14 protein-coding genes and 1 other RNA gene are annotated in these 22,311 nt (G+C 40.2%); 4 read left to right on the forward strand and 11 right to left on the reverse strand.

All coding sequences use genetic code 11. The features are described from left to right. Window positions 1-90: 90 nt before the first annotated feature. The 5 genes from HBH39_RS06175 to HBH39_RS06195 all read right to left on the reverse strand — a co-directional run bounded on the left by HBH39_RS06175 (window position 91) and on the right by HBH39_RS06195 (window position 9,021). Window positions 91-2,178 carry an MtrB/PioB family decaheme-associated outer membrane protein gene (locus HBH39_RS06175; RefSeq protein ID WP_167676569.1) on the reverse strand — a complete coding sequence of 696 codons (2,088 nt, stop codon included), beginning with the start codon at window positions 2,176-2,178 and terminating at the stop codon, window positions 91-93. A gap of 11 nt (window positions 2,179-2,189) precedes the next feature. Continuing rightward, window positions 2,190-3,152 (reverse strand): DmsE family decaheme c-type cytochrome, encoded by a 963-nt coding sequence (locus HBH39_RS06180; RefSeq protein ID WP_432280147.1) that lies wholly within the window; start codon window positions 3,150-3,152, stop codon window positions 2,190-2,192. A gap of 128 nt (window positions 3,153-3,280) precedes the next feature. Further along, window positions 3,281-5,275 carry an OmcA/MtrC family decaheme c-type cytochrome gene (locus HBH39_RS06185; protein WP_167676571.1) on the reverse strand — a complete coding sequence of 665 codons (1,995 nt, stop codon included), beginning with the start codon at window positions 5,273-5,275 and terminating at the stop codon, window positions 3,281-3,283. A gap of 242 nt (window positions 5,276-5,517) precedes the next feature. After that, window positions 5,518-7,962, reverse strand: coding sequence for an OmcA/MtrC family decaheme c-type cytochrome (locus HBH39_RS06190; RefSeq protein ID WP_167676572.1), 2,445 nt, complete (start codon window positions 7,960-7,962; stop codon window positions 5,518-5,520). A gap of 348 nt (window positions 7,963-8,310) precedes the next feature. Further along, complete coding sequence (locus tag HBH39_RS06195) at window positions 8,311-9,021, reverse strand: hypothetical protein (RefSeq protein ID WP_167676573.1); 711 nt, start codon at window positions 9,019-9,021, stop codon at window positions 8,311-8,313. A 344-nt stretch (window positions 9,022-9,365) separates the two neighbouring features. On the opposite strand from HBH39_RS06195, the gene ffs reads away from it, so the two are divergent. Next, window positions 9,366-9,463: signal recognition particle sRNA small type (gene ffs, locus HBH39_RS06200), an RNA gene on the forward strand. A gap of 24 nt (window positions 9,464-9,487) precedes the next feature. On the opposite strand, the gene HBH39_RS06205 is transcribed toward ffs, so the two are convergent. The 6 genes from HBH39_RS06205 to dinG form a co-directional block, all read right to left on the reverse strand. Next, complete coding sequence (locus HBH39_RS06205) at window positions 9,488-9,769, reverse strand: late competence development ComFB family protein (protein WP_167676574.1); 282 nt, start codon at window positions 9,767-9,769, stop codon at window positions 9,488-9,490. Between the two features lie 93 nt (window positions 9,770-9,862). Next, window positions 9,863-10,771: a histone deacetylase family protein gene (locus HBH39_RS06210; protein WP_167676575.1), complete on the reverse strand. Its 909-nt coding sequence runs from the start codon at window positions 10,769-10,771 to the stop codon at window positions 9,863-9,865. Window positions 10,772-10,810: 39 nt separating this feature from the next. After that, on the reverse strand, window positions 10,811-11,554 hold the full coding sequence (locus tag HBH39_RS06215) for a DUF2057 domain-containing protein (RefSeq protein WP_167676576.1): 744 nt from the start codon (window positions 11,552-11,554) through the stop codon (window positions 10,811-10,813). Between the two features lie 9 nt (window positions 11,555-11,563). Further along, the gene (locus HBH39_RS06220; RefSeq protein WP_167676577.1) at window positions 11,564-12,226 is read right to left on the reverse strand and encodes a primosomal replication protein; all 663 of its coding nucleotides are present in this window, start codon (window positions 12,224-12,226) and stop codon (window positions 11,564-11,566) included. After that, complete coding sequence (locus tag HBH39_RS06225; protein WP_167676578.1) at window positions 12,223-12,996, reverse strand: TSUP family transporter; 774 nt, start codon at window positions 12,994-12,996, stop codon at window positions 12,223-12,225. Before HBH39_RS06225 ends, HBH39_RS06220 begins: the two co-directional genes overlap by 4 nt. A gap of 7 nt (window positions 12,997-13,003) precedes the next feature. Next, on the reverse strand, window positions 13,004-15,079 hold the full coding sequence (gene dinG / locus HBH39_RS06230) for an ATP-dependent DNA helicase DinG (protein ID WP_167676579.1): 2,076 nt from the start codon (window positions 15,077-15,079) through the stop codon (window positions 13,004-13,006). Window positions 15,080-15,159: 80 nt separating this feature from the next. Here dinG and HBH39_RS06235 point away from each other — a divergent pair, with 80 nt between their 5' ends. From HBH39_RS06235 to HBH39_RS06245, 3 genes are all read left to right on the forward strand, one after another. Further along, complete coding sequence (locus HBH39_RS06235) at window positions 15,160-17,586, forward strand: DNA polymerase II (protein WP_244325751.1); 2,427 nt, start codon at window positions 15,160-15,162, stop codon at window positions 17,584-17,586. A 213-nt stretch (window positions 17,587-17,799) separates the two neighbouring features. Then, on the forward strand, window positions 17,800-19,008 hold the full coding sequence (locus tag HBH39_RS06240) for a porin (RefSeq protein WP_167676580.1): 1,209 nt from the start codon (window positions 17,800-17,802) through the stop codon (window positions 19,006-19,008). Between the two features lie 424 nt (window positions 19,009-19,432). Then, entirely contained in the window at window positions 19,433-22,291 is a 2,859-nt protein-coding gene (locus tag HBH39_RS06245; RefSeq protein ID WP_167676581.1) for a TonB-dependent receptor, read from the forward strand. Window positions 22,292-22,311: the final 20 nt, after the last annotated feature.

A 22,311-nucleotide genomic window follows, 5' to 3' on the forward strand; every position in this document is an offset into this window, starting at 1 on the left:
TATAGTGTTAAATTTGTGGTGTTGCAAGAACTTTACAAAAAAGCCGCTAATCTTAAAAAATTAGCGGCTTTTATTTAATGTGAGTTTAATTTACAACTTGTAACTCATACTCAGCATGATCATGTGCGCAGTATAGTCATGGCTGTTACTGCCAAAACCAACGACATTCCAAATGCCATCTGGTGCAATATCATTTGCCGCATCGTTATCTAAATAGTTTTCCATTTTGTAATCAAAACGAAGATCCATTTTTTCTGTGGCTTTGTATAACGCATAGGCATTCAGGTTATGCACTTTGGCAAAGTAATCACCGTAGTCACCGGTAATCCCTTGTCTTACTTGCGTTGTGCTATCTGAGTTTGAGTAGGTGTAATCAAGCCCTAGCTGTAAACGACTATCCATTAGGTTGTTATAGCTTAGACCTGCGCCAACCACATCGACTTTATCTTCAATATCAGCTTGCCAAGTGGCGGTAGTGAAGTTGCTACTACCAGATTGAGCTGAATCAATGGTTTGATGATTGTAAAACGCATTAAGCATAACATCGTCATTAAACATGTAGCTTACATTCGCATCATAGCTAGTGTCTTTTGACTCAGTTAAACCAATTTCAGTATTTTTATAGTCATCAAGTGCATAACGAGCACCGAAGTCGATGGTTAACGCATCCATTGGAACATAGCTCACGCGTGCTTCTATTTGGCTTCTGTTTCTATCTGCTAAATAGTATTTGCGTAATAATTGGTTTTGCTCTTTTGATGTCCATTCTGAGGCTTGGTAGTCAGAACCATCACGTTGGCCATAACTCCCTTTAAACCACATGTCCCATTTATCAAAGTTGTTGACTCTGATCCGCGCCCAAACAGTGTTTTCATCGGTGGTTTCACGATCTTGATAGCTACGCTCATCGCGTTTAAAGTCATAACCCGCATCAAGCTTTAAGCCGTGACTGATTCGATAATCAGCACCTAATTTAGCACGGTGCGAGGTATGATCGTATGGCGTGTTGTAAGCAACCTTGCCTGTAACGTCATTAATGCTAATTTGGGTCCACTCTTCAACTTGTGTGTTGTTCTTGCGGTCATTGTAGTCGTAACTACCATTCAAGCGAACTTTGCGATTTACTCGCGATACCGCTTTGATGTTCATGCCCGTTAAGTCAACTGAAGCATCTAGTGAGTCTGCCGGTAATTGATAACCATAACCAGAGGTAACAAAATCCTGGTCTTGGCTCATTTTACCTAACATTAACCGGCCACTCACAACGCTGACTGAGTCATTGTATTGACCCATTAACGATATAGTATGCGCTTCGTTGTCAGGATCTAAGGACATATAACCACGAGTTTGTGCGCCAAATGTTGGATTAAAGGCGTTATCGTAACTTAATTGATTGTTTTGGTTTTTAAATGATGAACCATTGTAGTTTAAGCTAGTAAACCAGTTATCACCTTTAAGCTTAATGCCGGCTTCTAATGTATCGGTTGTGTAATCAACGGGTTCTGCAAGCATCATTGACTGGTTGAAAAAGCTACCAGATGTTTGCTTAGTACCAGTTTTATCTTCACGCTGATAATTAACAAAACCTGTAAACATAGACTCAGCTTGATATTCAAAACCTAAACCGGCACGTTCACGCTCAAGTGATAGCTCAAAAGGGTTAAGGCTTGAATAAAGCATTGGCATTTGGCTTGATGAACCTGCGGTTACCCAGTTATCTGGCAAGGTTAAATCATTACCGCCGATACCCTGATATGGCGTTAGGGCGGTGTTTGATTTATACGTCGCAATTGAGCGATAGTTAACATTCAGGTTATAAGTACCAAGTTTGCCAACATTAATATCAGCACGAGCATTGTCCATACCTAGGTCTGTAATATCGACCTTAGACTGGTAGCCATTTTCACCTTTATAATTAATGTTTGCATCTAACTTACCTGCAAATTCATTTGCACTTTTAAATGCATTGGCAGATTTGATATCGTCTTCGCTGTTATAACCAACACCAACGGTAACACTACCAGTGGTACCGGTTTCAACAACACAGCCTTTACATACCCACTTGTCCAATTTAACGCTATTTGTATTGGCGTTTGCTAGGCCGTAGCCATTTGCCATCACGGCAAAACTGGTGTTGGCTAGTAAGGCTAGGGTGATAATATTTAATTTATGTTTCATTGTGTTACTCCCTAGCGCTGTAATAGTTTACCTGATGGGTGATTTGAACCATGCACTTGGCTGTGACAGTTCAAACAACTGCGAGCACCGGTAAATGCATTGTCACCAACAGATGAACCCATTCCTGTGTTACCTAAGTATGCATTGCTAGCATGACCATCGCTGGCATGACATTGCTGACATAATTGAGGCGCGCGAGTTTTTAGCATGGCATCATTTACACTACCGTGTGGGTTATGACAGCTAACACAATTTTCTGTAACTGGTGCATGTTCCCAAAGCTTTGGACCACGCTTTTCAGTATGACACTCATAACAGGTGTCATTAATGCTTGGCTTAATCAAATCTGCATCTGATGTGCTGCCATGAGGGTTATGACAATCACTACAGGTCATTTGATTCCATTTCATTGGATGACTTGAACGTTTGTTAAGATCGGTTTTTTGCTTAGTGTGACAGCTTGTACACACTTCCATTTCAGTCTTTTTAGACAGAATAGGATCATTTGCAGTGTGAACATTATGACAAGAAGCACATGCTACATCAGCATTATCATGATGACTGGTGTTCCAAGAGATACGTTTGTCATCTGTATGACAACTTAAGCAAACACTGTTTTGTTTGTCAGCCGCTAATGTTGAGTTTGGGCCAAAGGTGATCATTGGTTCTTTACCACCTTTGTTATGTGCTCCTAACGGGCCATGACATGCTTCACACTGTAAACCAGCCATAGGGCTTTTACTTGAATCAATTGCCCCATGAACGCCTTTGAATAAGTCCATGACTTTTTCTGAGCGTTTGTGACACATTAAACAAGTGTCTGCGCCTTTCGGTGAGTATTTACCTTCAGCAAACTTTTGATCTAATGTCGCCTCTACTTCGGCTGGCGACATTGTTTCATCCCATTTTGCAGCATGTGCGGGCATTGCCATGCCTACCATTAAAATGGCGGCTGACATTAATGCTGCAATCATTGAGTTTGTGTTATTTTTGGTCTTCATTAGTAGACTTCCTAATTTGTCCATATCAACGCTTCAAAATTTAGCAGAAGCGCATTGCCAAGAAATAAGGGAGAAGTAAATCACTTCTCCCAATGGGCAAATTACATTTTGATTTGGCCGTGGTTTTCAATGCTTGGTGCGTGACAGAAGAAACAAGTTTCTAGCTGTGCTGCATCGTTTGCTTCTTGGTAAGAACCATTCACGACAGCACCTTGGCTTTGAGCATGGTTTTTGATTTCATCAAAGCCATGACAAGAGGCACAAGTTGCAGTGATAGGCGTGGTGTATAAGCTACCTGAATAATTTGGGTTATCAGTTGCTAATGCACCTTTCACTTTAAATGCGTCTAAGTTGAAGTCATTGTGACATTGCGTACAGTCTTTAATGATATCTTGCTCACCGTGAACGACGTGAAGCTTCGTCTCGAATGCACCTTTATTGCCGCCAGAGGCATAAGTGCCATCAGGAGTGTGACAAGCCACACAAGCATCAACACCAATAATAGGTTGGCCATCTGCATTGTTGGTGTGAGAAAGTTGCTCAGTCATCACAAAACCAGCATGATGTCCTTTATGAAGTTCAAAGGTCTCACCATGACAGTTTTGACAAGTACTAAAGTTCACTGAGTCAACATGACGATAGCTTGGTGCATCACCAGAGTATGTGCCATGAGTTAATTCGGCTTTCATACTGGTTGTGGCAACACCCTCGGCACAATCAATTGCAGCAACACCATCATTACACATTTCTAAACCAATGAAAGTGAATGCAGTGTCGGTATCTCCAGCGCCAAATGGAAGCGAAGGAAAAACAAATTGAAGCTGACCATCACCATTAACCGTTACACCATCAACTAGTGCACCTTTAGACACTAAATCTTTAACTATTTTAGCAAGTCCGCTTTCAGGATTTGGGTTGTAACCCATAATAGGGAAGTTAGGACCAACGTTAGTAATAGTTTCTAAACGTTGAATTTTGGTGATTAATGTATTTGCATCAAGCGCTTGACCATTAGCATTTAAAATAGAGACGGTTAAGGTTGCAGATAAATCTGCATCATCAGCTTTGTTCGCTACTAATGTTGCACTCATACCATACATGTCGATGAAGGCTTTTTTCTGAACAAAATCACCGGTATGAAGCTCTTCAGTCCAAGAGGCGTTATGACAAGCAATACAGTTTGAGTTGTCTAACTGTTGAGAGTGACCTTGACCGGCTTTAAAGTCGATGTTGGTATGACAACTTGTACAAGTTTCCATGGTGGGAATACGTGACCAGTTGTTCCATTCTGATAATTCTTCAGACTCAACGTGACAAGTTTGGCAATTGTTTTGAATTAAAGCTTCTGCTGCTACACCTGTATATTCTTTACCATACCTATCTACAAAAGTTTTAGAGGTGTTATGGATGTTATGGATCAGATGATTCCATTGTTTTTCCATACTCATTGAGCTGCTATGACAGGTAGCACAAGTTTCTTGTGTAAAATAGTTGCTATGGCGACTAGTGAGTGGCTTGTCTTCAGCATGACAAGATGTACAAGTTTGGTGAGACACAATATTTTTGGTGTAAATGGCTTCATAACCGTCACCACTGTAGTCTTTTACTATTTCACGACGTGGTACAGTCGTTACACCATCCATAAGGGTAGAGCCGACTCCACCTGCATATACATTTAATCGTTGAGTAAGTTCAGGATTGTATTCACTCAATTCAAGAGTGAAAGTGTATTGGCCATTTTTGTTATCGGTATAGCTACTTGTTCCCGAAGCTCTTGCTGTTCGAGTCCATTGAGCACTATTGCCTGCTCCAGTCGCACCCATTGGGGTCAGTTGAGCAGCAACAATTCCTAAGTCCTGTAAGCCAATGACGGGCAGATCATCTTGATTGGTTGCAAAAACGGTTACGGTTGGGGTTCCGTTGTCATAAGTCACATTGGTAACATCAAGATTTAGTACTTGAATCGCATCTGCGGGTTCGGTTCCTGGGTTACCAGGTTTGCCATCTTTGCCATCATCACCACCACAACCTGCTAAAGTCAAAGAGGTTGCTGTTGCTAATAACAGCGCTATTTTTGAGTATTTTGTATTCATCATATTTTCCCTGCAAAGGTAATACATCGTCTTAACTGGCAGTGTCCTCTGCAAGGTGTACCTAATTGGTACTTATTATTCAGTTAAGTGGATGTTGGAAAATGTATTCCTATCAATAAGGTTACTGCACCTAACTTTAAAAATCTCTAAAGCTTCAGTGAATGTGTGACCCTGTTCTAAGTATTCCTTTAGGAGTAGTTAGAACTGAAAGAGGAGACAAAGTCTCCTCTCTTAATTAGTACTGCTTATTTGTAATTAACAGGGTGAACTTTATCAATACCGTAGGCTTTGCCTTCAGCGTGACAAGTTGCACAGCTTTCTGAGCCTGGTACATATTCACCAGCGGTTCCTTGATAAACACCACCGTTAGCAATGAAATGCTGTACCGCAGCTTCTTTACCTGCTGCGGTTGGCGCATGACAAGATGCACAGGCCGCAACCGTTGGCGAATATTCACCATCAGCAGCCGCGAACGCAGGTTTGTTACCAAGGTTAGTCATGGTTAACTGACCTTTGTCATGACATACCGCACAATCACCATAATGGTTAGGGAAGGTGATATCACCTTTTGCTTTATTAGGGTTATAGTAGCCAGTACGTTTATCGGCATGTAAACCGTGAATTAATACTTTGAAATCGAAGCCACGATCAAATGCTTTAATTGCATGAGCGGGAGCACCATTGTGACATGCCACACAGCTACCATCGGCTAACTTAACTGCTGTATTTGGCTCAGATGCGTGACAAGCACGACAACTGTTATCTGGTGCGCCTGCGTACTTGTAGCTATGCGACTCTGAAAAATCTGCTTGCTTTTCATGACAGCTTGCACATTTTGCTTCAGAAGCCACCATGGCGCGCATAGCAATATCGCTACCATCTTCACTGAATGATGCTTTGTTTGAACCAACATAAACAGTGAAGTTTGCATTTGATTCAGCCATTGTTGCACAGTCAACTAAGCTTGCAGACTCTGGCGTTTGATCTGGTGCTTGAGCGCATACCGATAATTTGCCATCAATGAAACCTTGTTTAAGATCCATGATTTGAGTATGTGGAGCGCCGATACCACTGAGCGTATAAGTGATAGTGTTGCCATCAGCTGCTGCTGTTAAATACTCATTTGTTTCTACAGATGTTAAATCAACAGAAATACGACCTTCGTTACGACCTAGTGGGCCAGAACTTGGGCGAGGACCCATTACAAATTCAACACCATCAAATGCTTGAATATTGATGTAGAAGCTGCTGATTGATGTGTCTTGATGTGGAAGCGTTGCTTTGTCCCACGTTAAGGCAAATGTTAATTCACCCTTATCTGCATCATAAGTACCATTGCTTACTTCATATGCATATGCATCGCGAACATTGATAGTTTCTGTTGCTTTTGCTGTATGGAATTTGGCTGCTCCCATAGGATTTGAATCGTCAGCGTGACATGCTGAACAATCACCTGCGACAAAATGCGATCTTACGTCTGCACCAGGTACACCATCCATTTCTGGTGTTGCATAGTAGTGGAAGTAATTACCTACAAATCCACGATCTTTTTGGTTTTCTGGCGGTGTAAACCATGCTTTTTGATCAACAGGGTTGAACTCAGCCATATGACATGAGGCACAGGCTTCTTGACGATGGTAGAAGAAGTTGTCTGCTTGAGCTGGCGCATCTTCACCTTGAATATGACAGCTTTGACAACCATCACCAGCAGGGAAGGTTACATCTGTGTAGTCGTGAACAGATCCACCATAACCGGCCATGACATATGTGCCTTGGTGGATGCGGTGAAGCATTGAACCGAAGTCTAATGTGGCCTGAGTTTCAGGGTCACCACTATAGGTGGTATGACAAACGACACAGTTTTCAATTTCGGTACGTTTAGTTCCATGCATGGCAAGCTTTGGTGCCCAAGCATGTTCATAGTTATCGCTGTGACAGCGAATGCAAGATTCTTGTAGATTGACAAGGTTACGCGTTTCTTCAGGTGTTGCTTCACGATCTAAAGCTGGAACAAAATCAAAATGCGTATTGATTAATGTCGCATTTTGAGTTTTAGACGTAGGACGAAGCTCTAAAGTAACGCGGTGAACCAATTCAGGGTTGTATTCAGTATTCAATCCGTCAATTTGATCATAATCAGATAATGCTTTAGAGAAGGTATAACGGTATTCGCCAGCCGAAAGCATAGTAATACAATCTGTTTTGCAGCTAGTTTCAATACTAGCTTGAATTTGCTCAGTGGCTAATGCTTCAAATCCTTCAGGAATATGAGCTTCATTCGGCGTTTTTACAGAGTTAATGTAGCTTGTCCACTGCGTTGGCTTAGTGCCTTTACGAGACGCTGGTTCATCTGGAGCAGTTGTATCAACAAGAGTGCGTTTTTGTAATGCATCTAATTTTGCGATACCAAAACCAAGAGTATTAATATCGGTGAACTCTTCCAAGCCGATTACTGCAATGCCATTGGCGTTCTCAAGGCTGAAATCAACACTGACGATTCCGTCAGTGACCGCTGCGTGTGTAATTTTTGCTTTTAGCGTTGTTGCTGATTTTATATCAACGCCATAGGGTGCATCTGGGCCATCTTCACCATCTTTTCCGTCGCTTCCGCAACCTGCTAGAGCGAAAGATAAAATTCCCGCGCTAAATACAGCTTTTGCTGTTGTATTAAAGTTAAATCGTTTCATCATAATTTCCCTGCAATTATTATCACTTCGAAATACTAGTTATTACAAAGTGCTTGGTTTTACCCGGCAGCATATTAACTAACATTAAACTCTTATTCATTTTCAAGGATTAAGAGTTGTGAACTACATCCTGCTATTCCTTTAGTAGTATTTGTTTCACGATATCAAAGGGCTGATATGTTAAATTTAGACTAAAGTAGGCTTGCATTTTGTGATCAGCTTGTGCCTTTTATTCTCGTTTAAATGGATTTTTTTAATGTTCAGTTAACATAAGATATTAGCATTTGATGAAGGATGTTTAATGAACACTTTGTCGTAAAGCCGCAATTCGATTCTAAAATGAGAACGTGATCACATTTTGTAGCTCATTGAAAACAGTAGGTAATGATAATAAATATCATTACGTTTCAGTGTGTTGGCGGGATGGCTGCCATTATGGCTGTTTGAGGTTTTTGATTGTTCAGAATTTTGTATTACCCAATCTAAATGTAAATCAAAGTTATCTCTGATTTGGTATTTTGCATAGGTATTAAGCTGTTGAAATGAAGTTGTTGAAAACTCATCATCTTGTATAAAGGAATTAAGTCTATTTTCATCTTTTAAGGTTATTTGAAAGTTAATCCCCAAAATAAGCTGATTGTTAAGCAGGTGATGAAGTGAGAGTTCACTACCTAAGCTGAATGCCTCATTTTTGCTTGGGAAAGATGAATGAGGAATGACATTGCTTAGTTCATTGGGAGTAAATAAAGTGTCTCGATCTTTTATATATGCAAATACTGGTTCATTGGCAGAGCCGTCCCACTGTGACTGACGGTGGATAAAATAGTTATTCAGCACAATGTTAGGTGATAGTTGCCAAAGGTTGTTAACTTTTATTTGATTCGTGGGCTTCAGGAATAGGTTGTCTAAAAATGGGGGAGCAAAATGTGTGCTGAGTTTTTTATCATTGATAAACACGCGGTTTACTGTCGCTGTAACAACTGGGAGTGTTTCCTCTTGCTGTAGTTTATCGTCAGGATTAGCAACTGTATTAGCAGCAAATAAATAGTTTGAATGAGTCAAACATAAACCCAAGAGAAAATAACAACAAAGACGTAAAAGCATTATTATTCTCCCTAATAAGATGTTTGGTTGTTAGTCAGTTTTACACTTGGACGACTAACTTTTTTATGTGTAGTTTATTGGTGATAGCACCCAAGAGTTACAAACTAAAGGTTTGTCTAAAAAGTATAGAAGATGTTTATCTATGTGCTGAAATATTCAGGTAATTGAGTAACGATTGTGCAATTAAGAGTAATTAATTAAAAAGGTGTCTTTTGGACCTTGATTGCCAAACACGCTTAGGGGATAATCGCTCCCGTTCTGAAGCGTCATGTTATTTGATAATTTAGAAATTTATGGTGACCCTAGGGTCCCCCCGCAACGATAACTTGTGAACTCGGCCAGGCCTGGAAGGGAGCAACCGCAGCAAGCGACTCGTGTGCCGGGGTGTCGGCTCTAGGGGAGCCTCCAAACTCTCCCCCCAGTACTATTCTTTATCTGTTTGTAATTGTTTTTGTAAATTCGACTTTAAAAATGCTCTTGAACGTTCTAGTGCTTGGTTGATTTCATTTTTCATTTGTTGAAGTTCGTTATAGTCTTCAAAAAAATAAGTATCAACAAGATGACGGATGTATCTTACAGGTAATTGATTTAAGGTGACGCAGCAAAGGTCGGCTAAATAGTCTTCAGGCAATTCTTCCATCAAGCCTTCATCCCGTAAAATTTCCATTAGCAAGACTTCATAGTAATTTCGGAACTCTAATTGCATCTTTGACTCCATTATGACTTCGCTTTATTTCATCAATATTTACACAAGGTTAAAATAGCTATTAATGATATGGGTTATCGTTATAGGTTATTTTTACACCCAAATTTGCTTGGCTGCAATCAACAATTGGCTATGGCGTTCAGTTAATAATGCGGCTTGTTTGCTGTAACCGCCGCCAATAACGGCAGCAATGGGGATCTGCTGATGTTTTGCTATTGATAATATTAGCTTATCTCTGGCTAAAATGCCTTGGGTTGTCAGCTCAAAATAGCCTAAGTCATCGTCTTGATGAACATCCACTCCGGCATCGTATATGACTAAATCCGGTTTATGTAATTGGACAAGATAGTTAAAAATAGTCTCAATATAACCTAAATACTCCTCATCATTACAACCTTTATCAAGCTCAATATCATAATGAGACGCAGCTTTTCGGAAGGGGAAGTTTTGTTTGCAATGGACTGAGCAGCTAATAATATCTTGTCGATGAGTGGTTAATGTCGCGGTGCCATCGCCTTGATGGACATCACAATCAAATATTAACACCTTGTCGAGTTTGCCTTGCTTAAGTAAATGATCTGCTGCGATGACTAAATCATTAAAAATGCAAAATCCACTGCCAAAGTCATGGTGAGCATGATGGTAGCCACCAGTGAAATGTACCGCAATTTGATGCGCTAGCGCCAACTCACAAGTGAGCTTGGTACCATTAATTGCGTGAAGGGTTCGAGTGACGAGTTGCTCGCTCCATGGAAAACCTATCCGCCGAATAGCTTTGCCATCAATAGTGCCGTTGATAAATGCATCGACATAATCTGCATGGTGAATTTGCTTTAATTCATTGACCTTAATGGCGTCAGCTTGATGTTGCATGGTGGGGCAAACCAATTGGTGCTGCAAAGCGTGTTCATAGAGATTTTGATACTTGCTGGTGGGGAATCGATGGTTAGCAGGTAACGCCAGCTGTGAATAGCTGGCGTGATAAACAAATGGGATTTTCAATTGCTACTAAGGCCGATAGTATTAATCGCTATATTTTGGTTATAGCTGTTTAATTGCCCAGCTCATAAATTCTTTACGGGTTTGTTCATCTGCTTGTAACCACCAATATTGTAGCATTTGCTCTGCTTGGGCAGGCTTTACTTCTGTGGCGGATTTCACAGAGGTTTGAGTGGTAGTTTGGCTAACAGTGGCAACAGCAGGGGTAGTTGGAGTATTAACATCTATTGCCGTTGCTGCAACAGTAGTAGTGACAGCTTGTGTTGATTGTGCGTTGTTCACAACTGGTGCGCTGCTCGTTGCACGGGTTGCGACATCGTCAATATCATTGCCTTTATTATTACCGAATAAATTGCTAAAAAATGACCCTTCTTTAAAGTCTGTTTGCTCGACACTGTAGCTAACTTGGCCATTACCTTTACGGCTTATTACTACTTGAGGATTTTTAGCAAACTCTTGTGGGCGCTTAATGACCTCACCTTCAGCAGGTGTCAGAAAATACTGATAATCGCCATCGACTTCTAATGTGATAATAAAAGGTGATGACTTAATAAAGCTTGGGCTATCACTGAATTGGTCTTCCACCATATCATGATAACGAATGGCAATTTTATGATTACCTTTGTCTAGTGAGATGTCTGATTTATGGGTAAAGCGATTGGTTTCAATTTGCTGACCGTTAAGGGCAAGATATTCAAATGACATGGGAATGGTCAAATTAGCTGCCATTATCGATGTCGAAGAAAGTAAAGCCACAATTGCGCTGGTGGTGACGAAAGATTTCATTATTGCTCCTTAACGATTAAAACTTTGGCGGGGACGCTCAAAGTGTTGGATCCGCTCTTCGATATAACTAATGGCTTGGCGGCATTTTCCTAAACGACGATGCATTAAAAGAATATCATTTTGCAATGTAATTTTGTCAGCACCATGACACATTTCAAGATTTGATTCCATTTGATAGATTTTATCTTCAATTCTTTTAGCCCAATTGAAGTGTTTATTCAATTCTTCATAAAGTTGATGGCTATTTTGCATGATGTTATTGGCAATCCAGCCAAAGCCACTGTCGGTAATGGTTTTTTGTTGCTTCTTGGCATATCGAGCACGGTTGCTGGCTTTCTTTTGTTCTGCCGACTTTAAATTTAAATTTGTGGTTAACAATGCTCGGCGCAAGGCTGTAAATCTATCTTGGATGCGTTGGCAGCTTAGCTCAATAGTACTTTTGGCTAGCTTCATTGTTATTTGTTTTTCTAATTGTGTGATGTCTTTTTTTAGCTGTGCAATACAAGGGGTTAAATGAGCACCTTGTTGATTAAATACAGCATGATTAAAACGCTCAGTTTCTTGTAAGGTTTTTTTCTGTTGAGGCGCTAAATTTCTATCGTGCTGTAATGCTTCTTGCTCAAGCTTATTGAGTTGTAATTTTAAGGTATCGATAAGTTGTTTGGTATTCATGCCCATGCAGTCCAAGCTAAATGCGTTGCAATAGACACCACTGAAATAATGAACAATGGCTTAATAAAAGGGATGCCAAATCGAATGGCACTTCGCGCCCCAATAAATGAACCTGCCATCATACATACTCCCATCCATAACCCAAGTATCCAATTAACTTGCCCAAGTGAGGCAAAAATGACTAATGCAGTAATATTACTTACCGAAGTCATGATCCTCGCAAGAGCGCAGCTTTGTAGTAATGGTAGCTTGTATAGTGAAATTGACGATACAGTCCAAAATGCGCCAATGCCAGGGCCTGCAAAACCGTCATAGCCACCTAATGCTAACCCTTGTAGCGTTTGCTTGGTGTTAGATGGTTTATTGCATGGCGCTTTAGTTGCTTTATTACCCATCGCTTTAGGGCTAAATAAGGTGTAAATGGCGATGCTAATAATTAATAAGGGTAATAGCTTTTCAAGCCAATCTGCATTAATTAAAAATACTAAACCACTACCAAGGATTGCGCCAATGAATGTTGCCGTTGCGCAAGTTTGCCAAAATTTAGGTGTGAATAATTGCTGTTTATAATACGTGTAGCTGGAGGTTATTGAGCCGAAACAAGCGGCGAGTTTGTTTGTCCCCAGCGCTAAATGTGGCGGAATACCAATAGCTAACAACGCGGGGATAGATAGCAATCCACCACCGCCTACAATGGCATCAATAAAACCTGCAATAATACCAACTAAGGCTAATAGGGCTAGCTGGTTTGGGTCTAACAATAATTCCAAAAGATACCTACTCAATCACTCGTCTAAAAGGTGGCAATGCGTCAATGAGAGATTTGCCATAGCGCTTAGTTACTAAGCGACGATCTAATATGGTGACGCGACCATAGTCTTGTTCTTTTCGCAGTAATCTACCACAACTTTGCACTAACTTACGTGAAGCATCTGGAATTGTTAATTGTAAGAAGGGATTGCCGCCTTTAACTTTGACATATTCGGCATGGGCTTGTTCTACTGGCGACGTTGGTACAGCAAAGGGCAGTTTAGTGATAATTAAGTTAGTCAGATAATCACCGGGTAAATCTAATCCTTCAGAAAAACTGCCTGTTCCAAAGATAATGCTGGGTTCGCCATCATCACAGCGCTTTTTATGCTGCTGTAAAATTTGTTGTCTGGGCATAGTGCCTTGAACAAATAATTGTGATTTTGGGATTTTTCCTTCAACCAAATCTGCGACTTTTTCCATTTGCCAATAAGAAGCAAATAAAACCAAAGATGCCATTTCTCCATCAATTAACGCAACAATTTGGGAGGCTAGTTCATCAGTGTAATTTTCATCTGTGGGCTCATTATCCATTTGTGGGATAAATAATGTCGCGTTATTTTGGTAATCAAACGGTGATTGTAAAGCTAAAAAACGGGTACCATCATTTATTGATAAACCAACTTGATGAGCAAAATGGTTAAAGTTATTTAACGCCCGTAATGTGGCGCTACATAACACAACACCGGCGGCTTTTTGCCATAGCATTGACTCAAGCATAAAGCCAACTTCTATGGGTGATGCACAGACTAAATAGTCTTGCTGTTTGCCGGTTATGGACTCAATCCACCTAGCGGTTGGCGCGCCTTTCTTACTGTCTTCTTTGGCGATCATTTTCCACAGTTTATGTAAGTTTTCCAAGCGCTGTAAAATAAAACCGGTTTCTGACAATAATGCTTCAGATTGATGCTTAGGCACTTCGCCATCTTTAATGGCTTCAGTTAATACCGAGACTATTTTGTTAAATTGCTTTAATCCGCTACCTGTGGCTGTGGCTAAGTTTTCAGCTTGAATAATTAGTGCTTGCGGAAGTTGCCCATGCTCAAAACGCCAGCGTCCTTCCGGGTTGGCAAAAAACTGAGGTTGGGTGTCACATGAGTGTGCAACTTGATTTAGTAAACTGATGGTGTCAGTAATGTGATCTAGCATGGCCTGCACAGGCGCAATAATATGGGTTGTTTTAAGTTGGTTTTGCAGCTTACTACAGGTTTTGCTGGCTTTTTCTAACCAATCGCATGCACCGCGTAATGTTGCCTGGCCACTGGAAAAGTCCCTTGCAACTATGGGTAAATGGTGTGCCTCATCTATGACATAGAACATGTCTTCAGGTTGTGGCAGAATAATGCCACCACCTAATTCTAAATCTGCAAATAATAAGCTGTGGTTGGCAATTAACACATCCCAGGTGTCGACATCTTCACGCGCCTTATGAAATGGACAGTGGTGATGAGCCGATACTTGACGGTGGCAGCTGTGTTTATCACAACATATCTGTTGCCATAAAAAATCCGGGATGGGATCTTTTAAGCTATCTAATTCGCCATTCCATTTTTTTTGGTGAAAGTCTGTATGCAACTTTTGTAATTGATCAATTTGGCTTTGGTCTGGTTTAGTTTGCCACATGGCCATTTGCGAACTGTCTTGACTGCCAATCATGCCTTCAAGCTTGGCCAAACATACATAACGCTGACGGCCTTTTACCAAGCCAAATTTAAAATCTAATCCTGAGTGTTGTAAAAAAAATGGTAAGTCTTTATGCAGCAGCTGCTCTTGCAAGGCCACTGTTGCGGTGGCAATGCAGACTTTCTTTTTACTAGCGATAGCTAAAGGAATGGCCCCTAATATATAAGAAAGTGACTTACCAATGCCAGTACCAGCTTCGACCACTATGATAGGGCGCTGTTTGTCATATTCGCCGGCTAAGGTTTTAGAAATTTCAGCTACCATATAGTTTTGCTCGCGACGAGAGCGAAACTGAGGCATTGCGGTTGCAATGTCTTTATAAATGGTACGAATTTGAGTTTTTACCTTATCGGTTAACATGATGGGTATTTATTCTGCCGTGTCTGATTTATGCTGTACATAATAACAGTGAATCAGTGTGCTTAAAACAGATAATAAAATTGAATCCAGAGACCTCATTATCAAATCATCGCCTGACGCGCATCACAGGCCAAGTATTAACTCGACATGCAAATTACTGGCATGGACAGTTAACGTTGCAATATTACCTAAAAACTCAGCACGGGCCGGTGTTAGTTGAATTAGCTAACAGTGAGATATTATGTTTTTGTCGTCAAGTAGACAGTGAAAAATTATTATCTCATTTAGCACAAGGCCGCATTGTTAACCTTGATATTGCCACTTTTAATCATGATAGCGTTAGTGGCATTTATCTCAAAAATAGTTCGGCGCTTAAGCAAATTCAGCGTATTGCCAATGATATGGGGATACCTTTATACGAAACCGATATTCGGCCTGAGCAGCGATATTTAATTGAGCGATTCATCGCATTTGATATTGAGTGTGAAGGGGTGCTTGATACATCTAATCCGTCATTGCCTAAATTAGTTTGTCAGCGAGCAAGGCAGCACAAAGTATTGTCTGAGTCAGACAGCCAGCAAGCTGCAAGAGTTAACTTAAAGGTGATTTCATTTGATTTTGAATGCAGCATGCAAGGTGAGCTCTATTCTGTTGGCTTATATGGTCAGGATTATCAAAAAGTCTTGATGGTCGGCCAAGCGCCTGCCGAAAGCCCCGCACCCTATATTGAATGGGTTAAGGATGAAGTGGATTTACTTCATCATCTAATTGCGTGGTTTGCAGATTTTGACCCAGATGTGATTATTGGCTGGGCGGTGGTAGTGTTTGATATAGCCTTATTATACAAACGCTGTCAGCATCATAATATACCGTTAACCATAGGCCGTGGTGGCACACTACTTACCTGGAAAGTGGAAGATAAATTTCGTCCAGAAACCCTTAATTTACCTGGGCGGGTAGTATTAGATGGTATTGATTGGCTTAAAGCCGCTTTTTATCAATTTGACAGTTTTTCATTAGAGTTTGTATCACAACAACTTTTAAATGAAGGTAAAGCGATTGATCATGTTGAAAATCGTGGGGCTGAAATTAGCTATCTATTTACCCATGATAAATCGGCGTTAGCCCACTATAACTTAACGGATTGTCGTTTAGTGTGGGACATTTTCGAGCAAACTCAGTTATTAGATTTTGCGATTGAAAGGGCAAAGCTAACTGGATTAGAGTTTGGTCGTGTGGGTGCCTCTATTGCTGCCTTTTATCATTTATATTTGCCTCATTTGCATCGTAGTGGTTATGTTGCCCCCAAAATGCCTACCAGCCAAGGCTTAGAAAGCCCTGGTGGTTATGTCATGGATTCTATTCCGGGATATTATAAAAATGTCTTGGTATTGGATTTTAAAAGTTTGTATCCCTCGATTATTCGCACTTTTCTGATTGACCCTAAAGGTTTGGTCGAAGGGCTAAAAAATGGCGAGAGCGTTGATAGTCAGCAAGTGTCTGAAACCTGCGTGGCTGGATTTTTAGGAGCCAACTTTAGCCGCGACAATCCAATCTTACCTAAATTGATCGCCAGTTTAGCTGAGCAGCGTGAACAAGCTAAGCGAGACCGCAACGCCCCGTTATCGCAAGCCATTAAGATTATTATGAATTCACTATACGGCGTTCTAGGTTCCAGAGGCTGTGTGTTTCATGATGCTAAGCTTGCCAGCTCAATAACCATGCGCGGTCATCAAATTATGAAGTTGACTAAAACCTGGATTGAAGACTGTGGATACCGAGTGATTTACGGTGACACAGATTCTACATTTGTATGGTTGGGTGATACCCCCACACAAGCGCCACATGATATAGGTCAGTCTTTAGCAAGCATGATAACCACTAAATGGCATCAATGGTGTGAGCAGCACTTCAAGTTGACTAGTTATCTCGAGCTTGAGTTTGAAAGTCATTATCAGCAGTTTATCATGCCGACGCTAAGAGGCAGTGAACAAGGCAGTAAAAAGCGCTACGTCGGATTAAAACTTCATAAGCAATCCAAACCTGAAATTGTATTTAAGGGCATGGAACAGGTAAGAAGTGATTGGTCAGGACTTTCAAAGCGAATTCAATATCAGCTTTATCAACGATTTTTCAATCAGCAAGATATTGTGGATTATCTGCAGTCTCAAATTTTGCTGTTGAAGCAGGGGGCATTTGATGACGAGCTGATTTTTAAAAAACGTTTAAAACGAAACGTAGAGGATTACACTGCCAAATCTGCCCCTCATGTTAAGGCAGCATCTTTAATGGCCCAATATCAGCAAGACAATAAATGGTTAACTCGCGGAACCTTAATTGAATACTTAATGACAACAAACGGGGTTCAGCCTGTTTGCGATAAGGCATGGTGTATGGATTATGATTATTATATTGAAAAACAAATTCAGCCCGTTGCTGAACCTTTACTGTCATTATTAGGTCAAAGTTTTGCTGATTTTTCTAACGGACAAATGCTGTTGCTTTAGTGTTAAGTTTGCGTCCATTTTTGGTGTTTTGTTAATGCTATTTATCTTCTTTATGGTTTTTTATCTTGTGTAATGTATTGCTTTAGTTTTTTATTCCTGTTTCTCACTATTTCACTTTGAGGCGATGATTTTTTTCATGCTAGCCTTCTTGTCAATTAACAAGAACATATAAATAGTGCTTTAAAGTGCTTTTTAAAAGGAAATGAAATAGAGATGAAAAAAACTTTAGTTGCTTCGGCATTAGCGGCAGTCATGTTTGTTCCAGCAGCATCTGCAATTGAAATCTATAAAGATGAAAAGAACTCAGTTGAGATCGGTGGTTTTATTGATGCACGCATATTTAGCGGTCAAGGTGAAACTGAAGTAGTAAATGGAGCATCTCGCATTAATTTCGGTTTTGATCGCCAAATGGGTGATGGCTGGAATACATTTGCAAAATTTGAATGGGGAGTAAACCCATTTGGTGATAGCAAAATTCAATACAACAATGACCAATTATCATATGCAAATGGTGACTTTTTAGCTAACCGTTTAGGTTATGTCGGTATTGGTCATGATACCTACGGTACTTTTACCATTGGTAAGCAATGGGGCGCTTGGTACGACGTTGTTTATAACACTAACTATGGTTTTGTGTGGGACGGTGATGCGTCAGGTACTTATACCTACAATAAAGGTGACGGCTCAGTAAATGGAACTGGACGTGGCGATAAAACTGTCCAATACCGTAATGCATTTGGTGACTTCAGTTTTGTTGTTCAAGCCCAACTAAAGCATGACAAGTTTGAAGTGTTCGATGATGGTTCAATCGGAGAGAACGGGGAAGATATTGCGCCGTTATCAGGTGATGCCATTGCCGAGGTTGAATATGACAACACATACGGTGTCGCACTTACCTACCAAGCTACTGACAAGTTTGTGATCACAGCGGGTTATAACACGGGTAAATTTGATGGTGTGATCTGCGAAATCGGTGCTAGTGATAAATGCTCAGGTCCGAGCATTGATGCGACTGATAAGATTTATGGTCTAGGTGTGACTTATGGTAACTGGGATGCAGAAGGTATCTATTTTGCAGCTAACTACAGCAAGCAAGAAAACCACGATGTTGACAATGCAGGTCGTTTAATGGCTGAGGCATATGGTGTTGAAACTTTGCTTTCATACCGTTTTGATAACAATATTCGTGCTTTTCTTTCTTACAATATCTTAGATGCAGGCGACCAATATTCTACCGACTACGAAGGTGACAAGTTTAAGCGTCAATTCACCGTTGCTGGTGTGCATTACATTTGGGATGCAAACACGACAATTTACTTCGAAGGACGTTTTGATAGCAGTGACTTCCGTGGCAGTTTAGAAGACCAAATGAAGTTATCTGATAATGATGGTATCGGTTTTGGTGTTCGTTACGTGCTATAAGCTAATTTAGCTTTGATTTATATGAAAAACCTAGCTTCGGCTAGGTTTTTTTATGCTTGTGTTTTATTTTATTTTTTATTCCCTAATGCCTCCCTTTGATACATTTAGACTTGCAAGCTGTTATTTTTTTGTTAAATTTAACCTTTCGCTTCCCGTTGCTTAATTTTGAGTTAAGGGTCTGTTTTTATTATGTTTTTTCTCTATCGGTATCGTTGACGTTCAAAAAATTGAACATTAATTGGCGTTTGTTTTGATTAACTTTTGCGCTTACGGTGTATCAATTGTTGATTACTTGTTTCAAATGTGATTTTATTGCGGTGCAAAAGTCGCTTTGCAACTAAATTGTTACAGTGCGAATTTAACCAATCTTCACTAAAGATGATTGGAATTATAAGAAAGACAAATATGTCCAGGGAGATAGACAATGCATAAGAACGTATTAGCTAATTCAGTGCGTTTAGCACTAATCAGCGGTGCAGCTGCGGCTGCATTCAGTGCTCCAGTAGCATTCGCTGCTGAAGAAGATGGCGCAAAAGTAGAGCGTATTGAAGTAACGGGTTCGCGTATTAAGCGTACAGATTTAGAAACTTCAAGCCCGGTTACTGTTATGGATGCAACAGAAATTAAAGCATCTGGTTACGATCGTGTAGAAGATGTATTAAATCAATTACCTCAAATTGAAGCTGCTGAAACTGCTTTTTTAGCTAACGGAGCAACAGGTACTGCGACAGTAGATTTACGTGGATTGGGTTCAAACAGAACACTTGTTTTAATTAATGGTCGACGTATGCAAGCTGGTAGTATTACTTCCCAAGTAGCAGATATCAATCAAATTCCAGCATCTCTTATTAAGCGAGTTGAAGTCCTCACCGGTGGTGCAGGTGCGGTTTATGGTGCCGATGCTGTTGCTGGTGTTGTTAACTTTGTGATGAACGATGACTTTGATGGTTTTGCATTTAATGCAGGAGCTTCGGGTTATCAACACAATAATGATAACAAATACATTCAAGGTTTAATGGATAACAAAGGTTTCGATTATGAAACTGGCGGTACCGGTGTGGATGGGAAAACTTATACCATGGATATTACCATGGGTAGTGATTTTGATGGTGGCAAAGGCCATGCTGTCGCTTACGCTGTTTGGCGTCGTAACGACGAATTACTGCAAGGTTCACGTGATTATGCTTCTTGCGCACTAAATGGTGCTGGTAATACTTGTGGTGGCTCAGCTACTACACCGAATCCTCACTTTGACATGTTCCCTGTTGTAAATGGTGAAGTTGATTATTCAAAAGAATATTGGGGCTATTTAAACCCAAATGGTGAAGGGTTTATGGAAGATGATGGTTATCGTTATAACTATGCACCTGTTAATCACTTTATGCGTCCAAATGAACGTTTTACCACTGGTGCATTCATTAATTATGAAATCAATGAACATTTCCGTCCATATATGGAATTGTCATTCATGCACAACAGAACAGCAGGTCAAATTGCTGAGTCTGGTACATTCTTTAACCAAGAAATTTTATTAGATTACAATAACCCGCTTTTAAGTGATCTGCAAAAGCAACAGTTACAAGATTTTTTCGGACAAACTCCTGATGATCAATTCGTTGCTTATATCGGTAAGCGTAATGTTGAAGGTGGTGCTCGAGCAGACAATCTAGAACACACCTCTTACCGTATTCTCACTGGTATGGAAGGTGATCTAAATGATTCATGGGCTTATGATGTAAGCTTTGCATATTCAGCAACTACATCTAGTTCAGTGTATAAAAATGACTTACTTGCCCCTAAAATTCCTCCTCGAGTCGGCGCTGTTGGAACAGAATGTAATGTTGAGGATGGTTGTTTACTATATAACGTTTTCGAATTAGGTGGAGTTACTCCTGAACAAGCTGCACAGCTAGCAGGTGTCGGTACTCAAACAGGTTTAGTTACACAAGTTATATATAACGGTTACGTATCTGGTGAATTTGATCTTGCTTTACCAACAGCATCGTCAAACATTGGTGCCGTTTTTGGTTTGGAACGTCGTGAGCAAACCTACGAAAGAGTTTCAGATACTGTGTATGAAGAGGGTCAATTACTTGGCCAAGGTGGACCTAGCCCAAGCTTATATGGTGAAATTATTGTTAATGAAGCATTTGCTGAGATTGCAATTCCAGTATTTGACGAGTGGAATATTAACTTAGCAGCACGAGCTTCTGATTATTCAACTTCAGGCACAGATTATACTTATTCTGTCGGAACCGATTATACCTTAGCTGATTCATATAAATTCCGTTTCAGCTATGCAAAAGCAATGCGTGCACCTAATATCGGCGAGCTTTTCTCTTCACAAAGTATCGGCTTATGGAGTGGAGATGATCCATGTGCTGGAACTGCAGCGGAGATTGCTGAAGCTGGTTATACACAAGAAATGTGTGCGAATACTGGAGTGACAGCTGCCCAGTTTGGTAACATAACTAAATCACCAGCAGGACAATATAACCAGTTCTCTGGTGGTAACCCTGAATTGAAGCCTGAAGAGGCTGATACATTTACTGTTGGTCTTGTTGCTAATCCATTTGATAACTTTAACTTCTCAGTTGATTACTTTAATATTGAAATGGAAGAAGTAATTGGAACAATTGGTGCAGAAAGAATACTTACAAACTGTGCTACTACTGGCGATTCGTTATTCTGTGATAGTGTTGAACGTAGCTCTTCTGGAAGCCTATGGTTAGGCCAGGAAGGTTATGTTTCGAATCTAGGTTCTAATATCGGTGGTCGTAAGTGGGAAGGTGTTGATGCTACAGCAAGTTATAGTTTAGAGTTAGGTTCCGGAACTCTTAATTTTGATTTAAATGGTTTTTATAGCATTAAGAAAGAAGTTGAACCAATTTTAGGAGATGATTCTCTATCATATGATTGTTCTGGTATTGTCAGTACATCATGTTTTGCATCGCCAAAATGGCGCCACAATTTAACTGCGACATATAGTGCTGATGATTACAGTGTTTCTATGAAATGGCGTTATTTTGATAGTGTAGATTATGATGGTACAGCTGATACTACATTGATTGAAAAAGGTGGAATTGACTCTTTCAATTATATCGACTTATCAGGTAACTATGCAGTAACTGATTACTTAACATTAACCGCTGGTGTTAATAATATCTTTGATAAAGAGCCTCCTATGGTTGGAAATACTTTAGCAAGTAATGCTAACACTGTTTCTGGCTTCTATGATTCTTTAGGACGTTTTTTATTCATAAGTGCAGGCTTGAAGTTCTAATATTAAAATTTATAGGGTTT

The organism is Shewanella aestuarii (genome assembly GCF_011765625.1).
GTDB lineage: Bacteria > Pseudomonadota > Gammaproteobacteria > Enterobacterales > Shewanellaceae > Shewanella > Shewanella aestuarii_A.

Excerpts from the sequence above, each read along its gene's own strand:
- HBH39_RS06240 (WP_167676580.1), top strand. The coding sequence starts at position 17,800 with ATGAAAAAAACTTTAGTTGCTTCGGCATTAGCGGCAGTCATGTTTGTT.
- HBH39_RS06215 (WP_167676576.1), bottom strand. The coding sequence starts at position 11,554 with ATGAAATCTTTCGTCACCACCAGCGCAATTGTGGCTTTACTTTCTTCG.
- HBH39_RS06205 (WP_167676574.1), bottom strand. The coding sequence starts at position 9,769 with ATGCAATTAGAGTTCCGAAATTACTATGAAGTCTTGCTAATGGAAATT.
- HBH39_RS06180 (WP_432280147.1), bottom strand. The coding sequence starts at position 3,152 with ATGATTGCAGCATTAATGTCAGCCGCCATTTTAATGGTAGGCATGGCA.
- HBH39_RS06175 (WP_167676569.1), bottom strand. The coding sequence starts at position 2,178 with ATGAAACATAAATTAAATATTATCACCCTAGCCTTACTAGCCAACACC.
- dinG (WP_167676579.1), bottom strand. The coding sequence starts at position 15,079 with ATGTTAACCGATAAGGTAAAAACTCAAATTCGTACCATTTATAAAGAC.
- HBH39_RS06190 (WP_167676572.1), bottom strand. The coding sequence starts at position 7,962 with ATGATGAAACGATTTAACTTTAATACAACAGCAAAAGCTGTATTTAGC.
- HBH39_RS06185 (WP_167676571.1), bottom strand. The coding sequence starts at position 5,275 with ATGATGAATACAAAATACTCAAAAATAGCGCTGTTATTAGCAACAGCA.
- HBH39_RS06220 (WP_167676577.1), bottom strand. The coding sequence starts at position 12,226 with ATGAATACCAAACAACTTATCGATACCTTAAAATTACAACTCAATAAG.
- HBH39_RS06245 (WP_167676581.1), top strand. The coding sequence starts at position 19,433 with ATGCATAAGAACGTATTAGCTAATTCAGTGCGTTTAGCACTAATCAGC.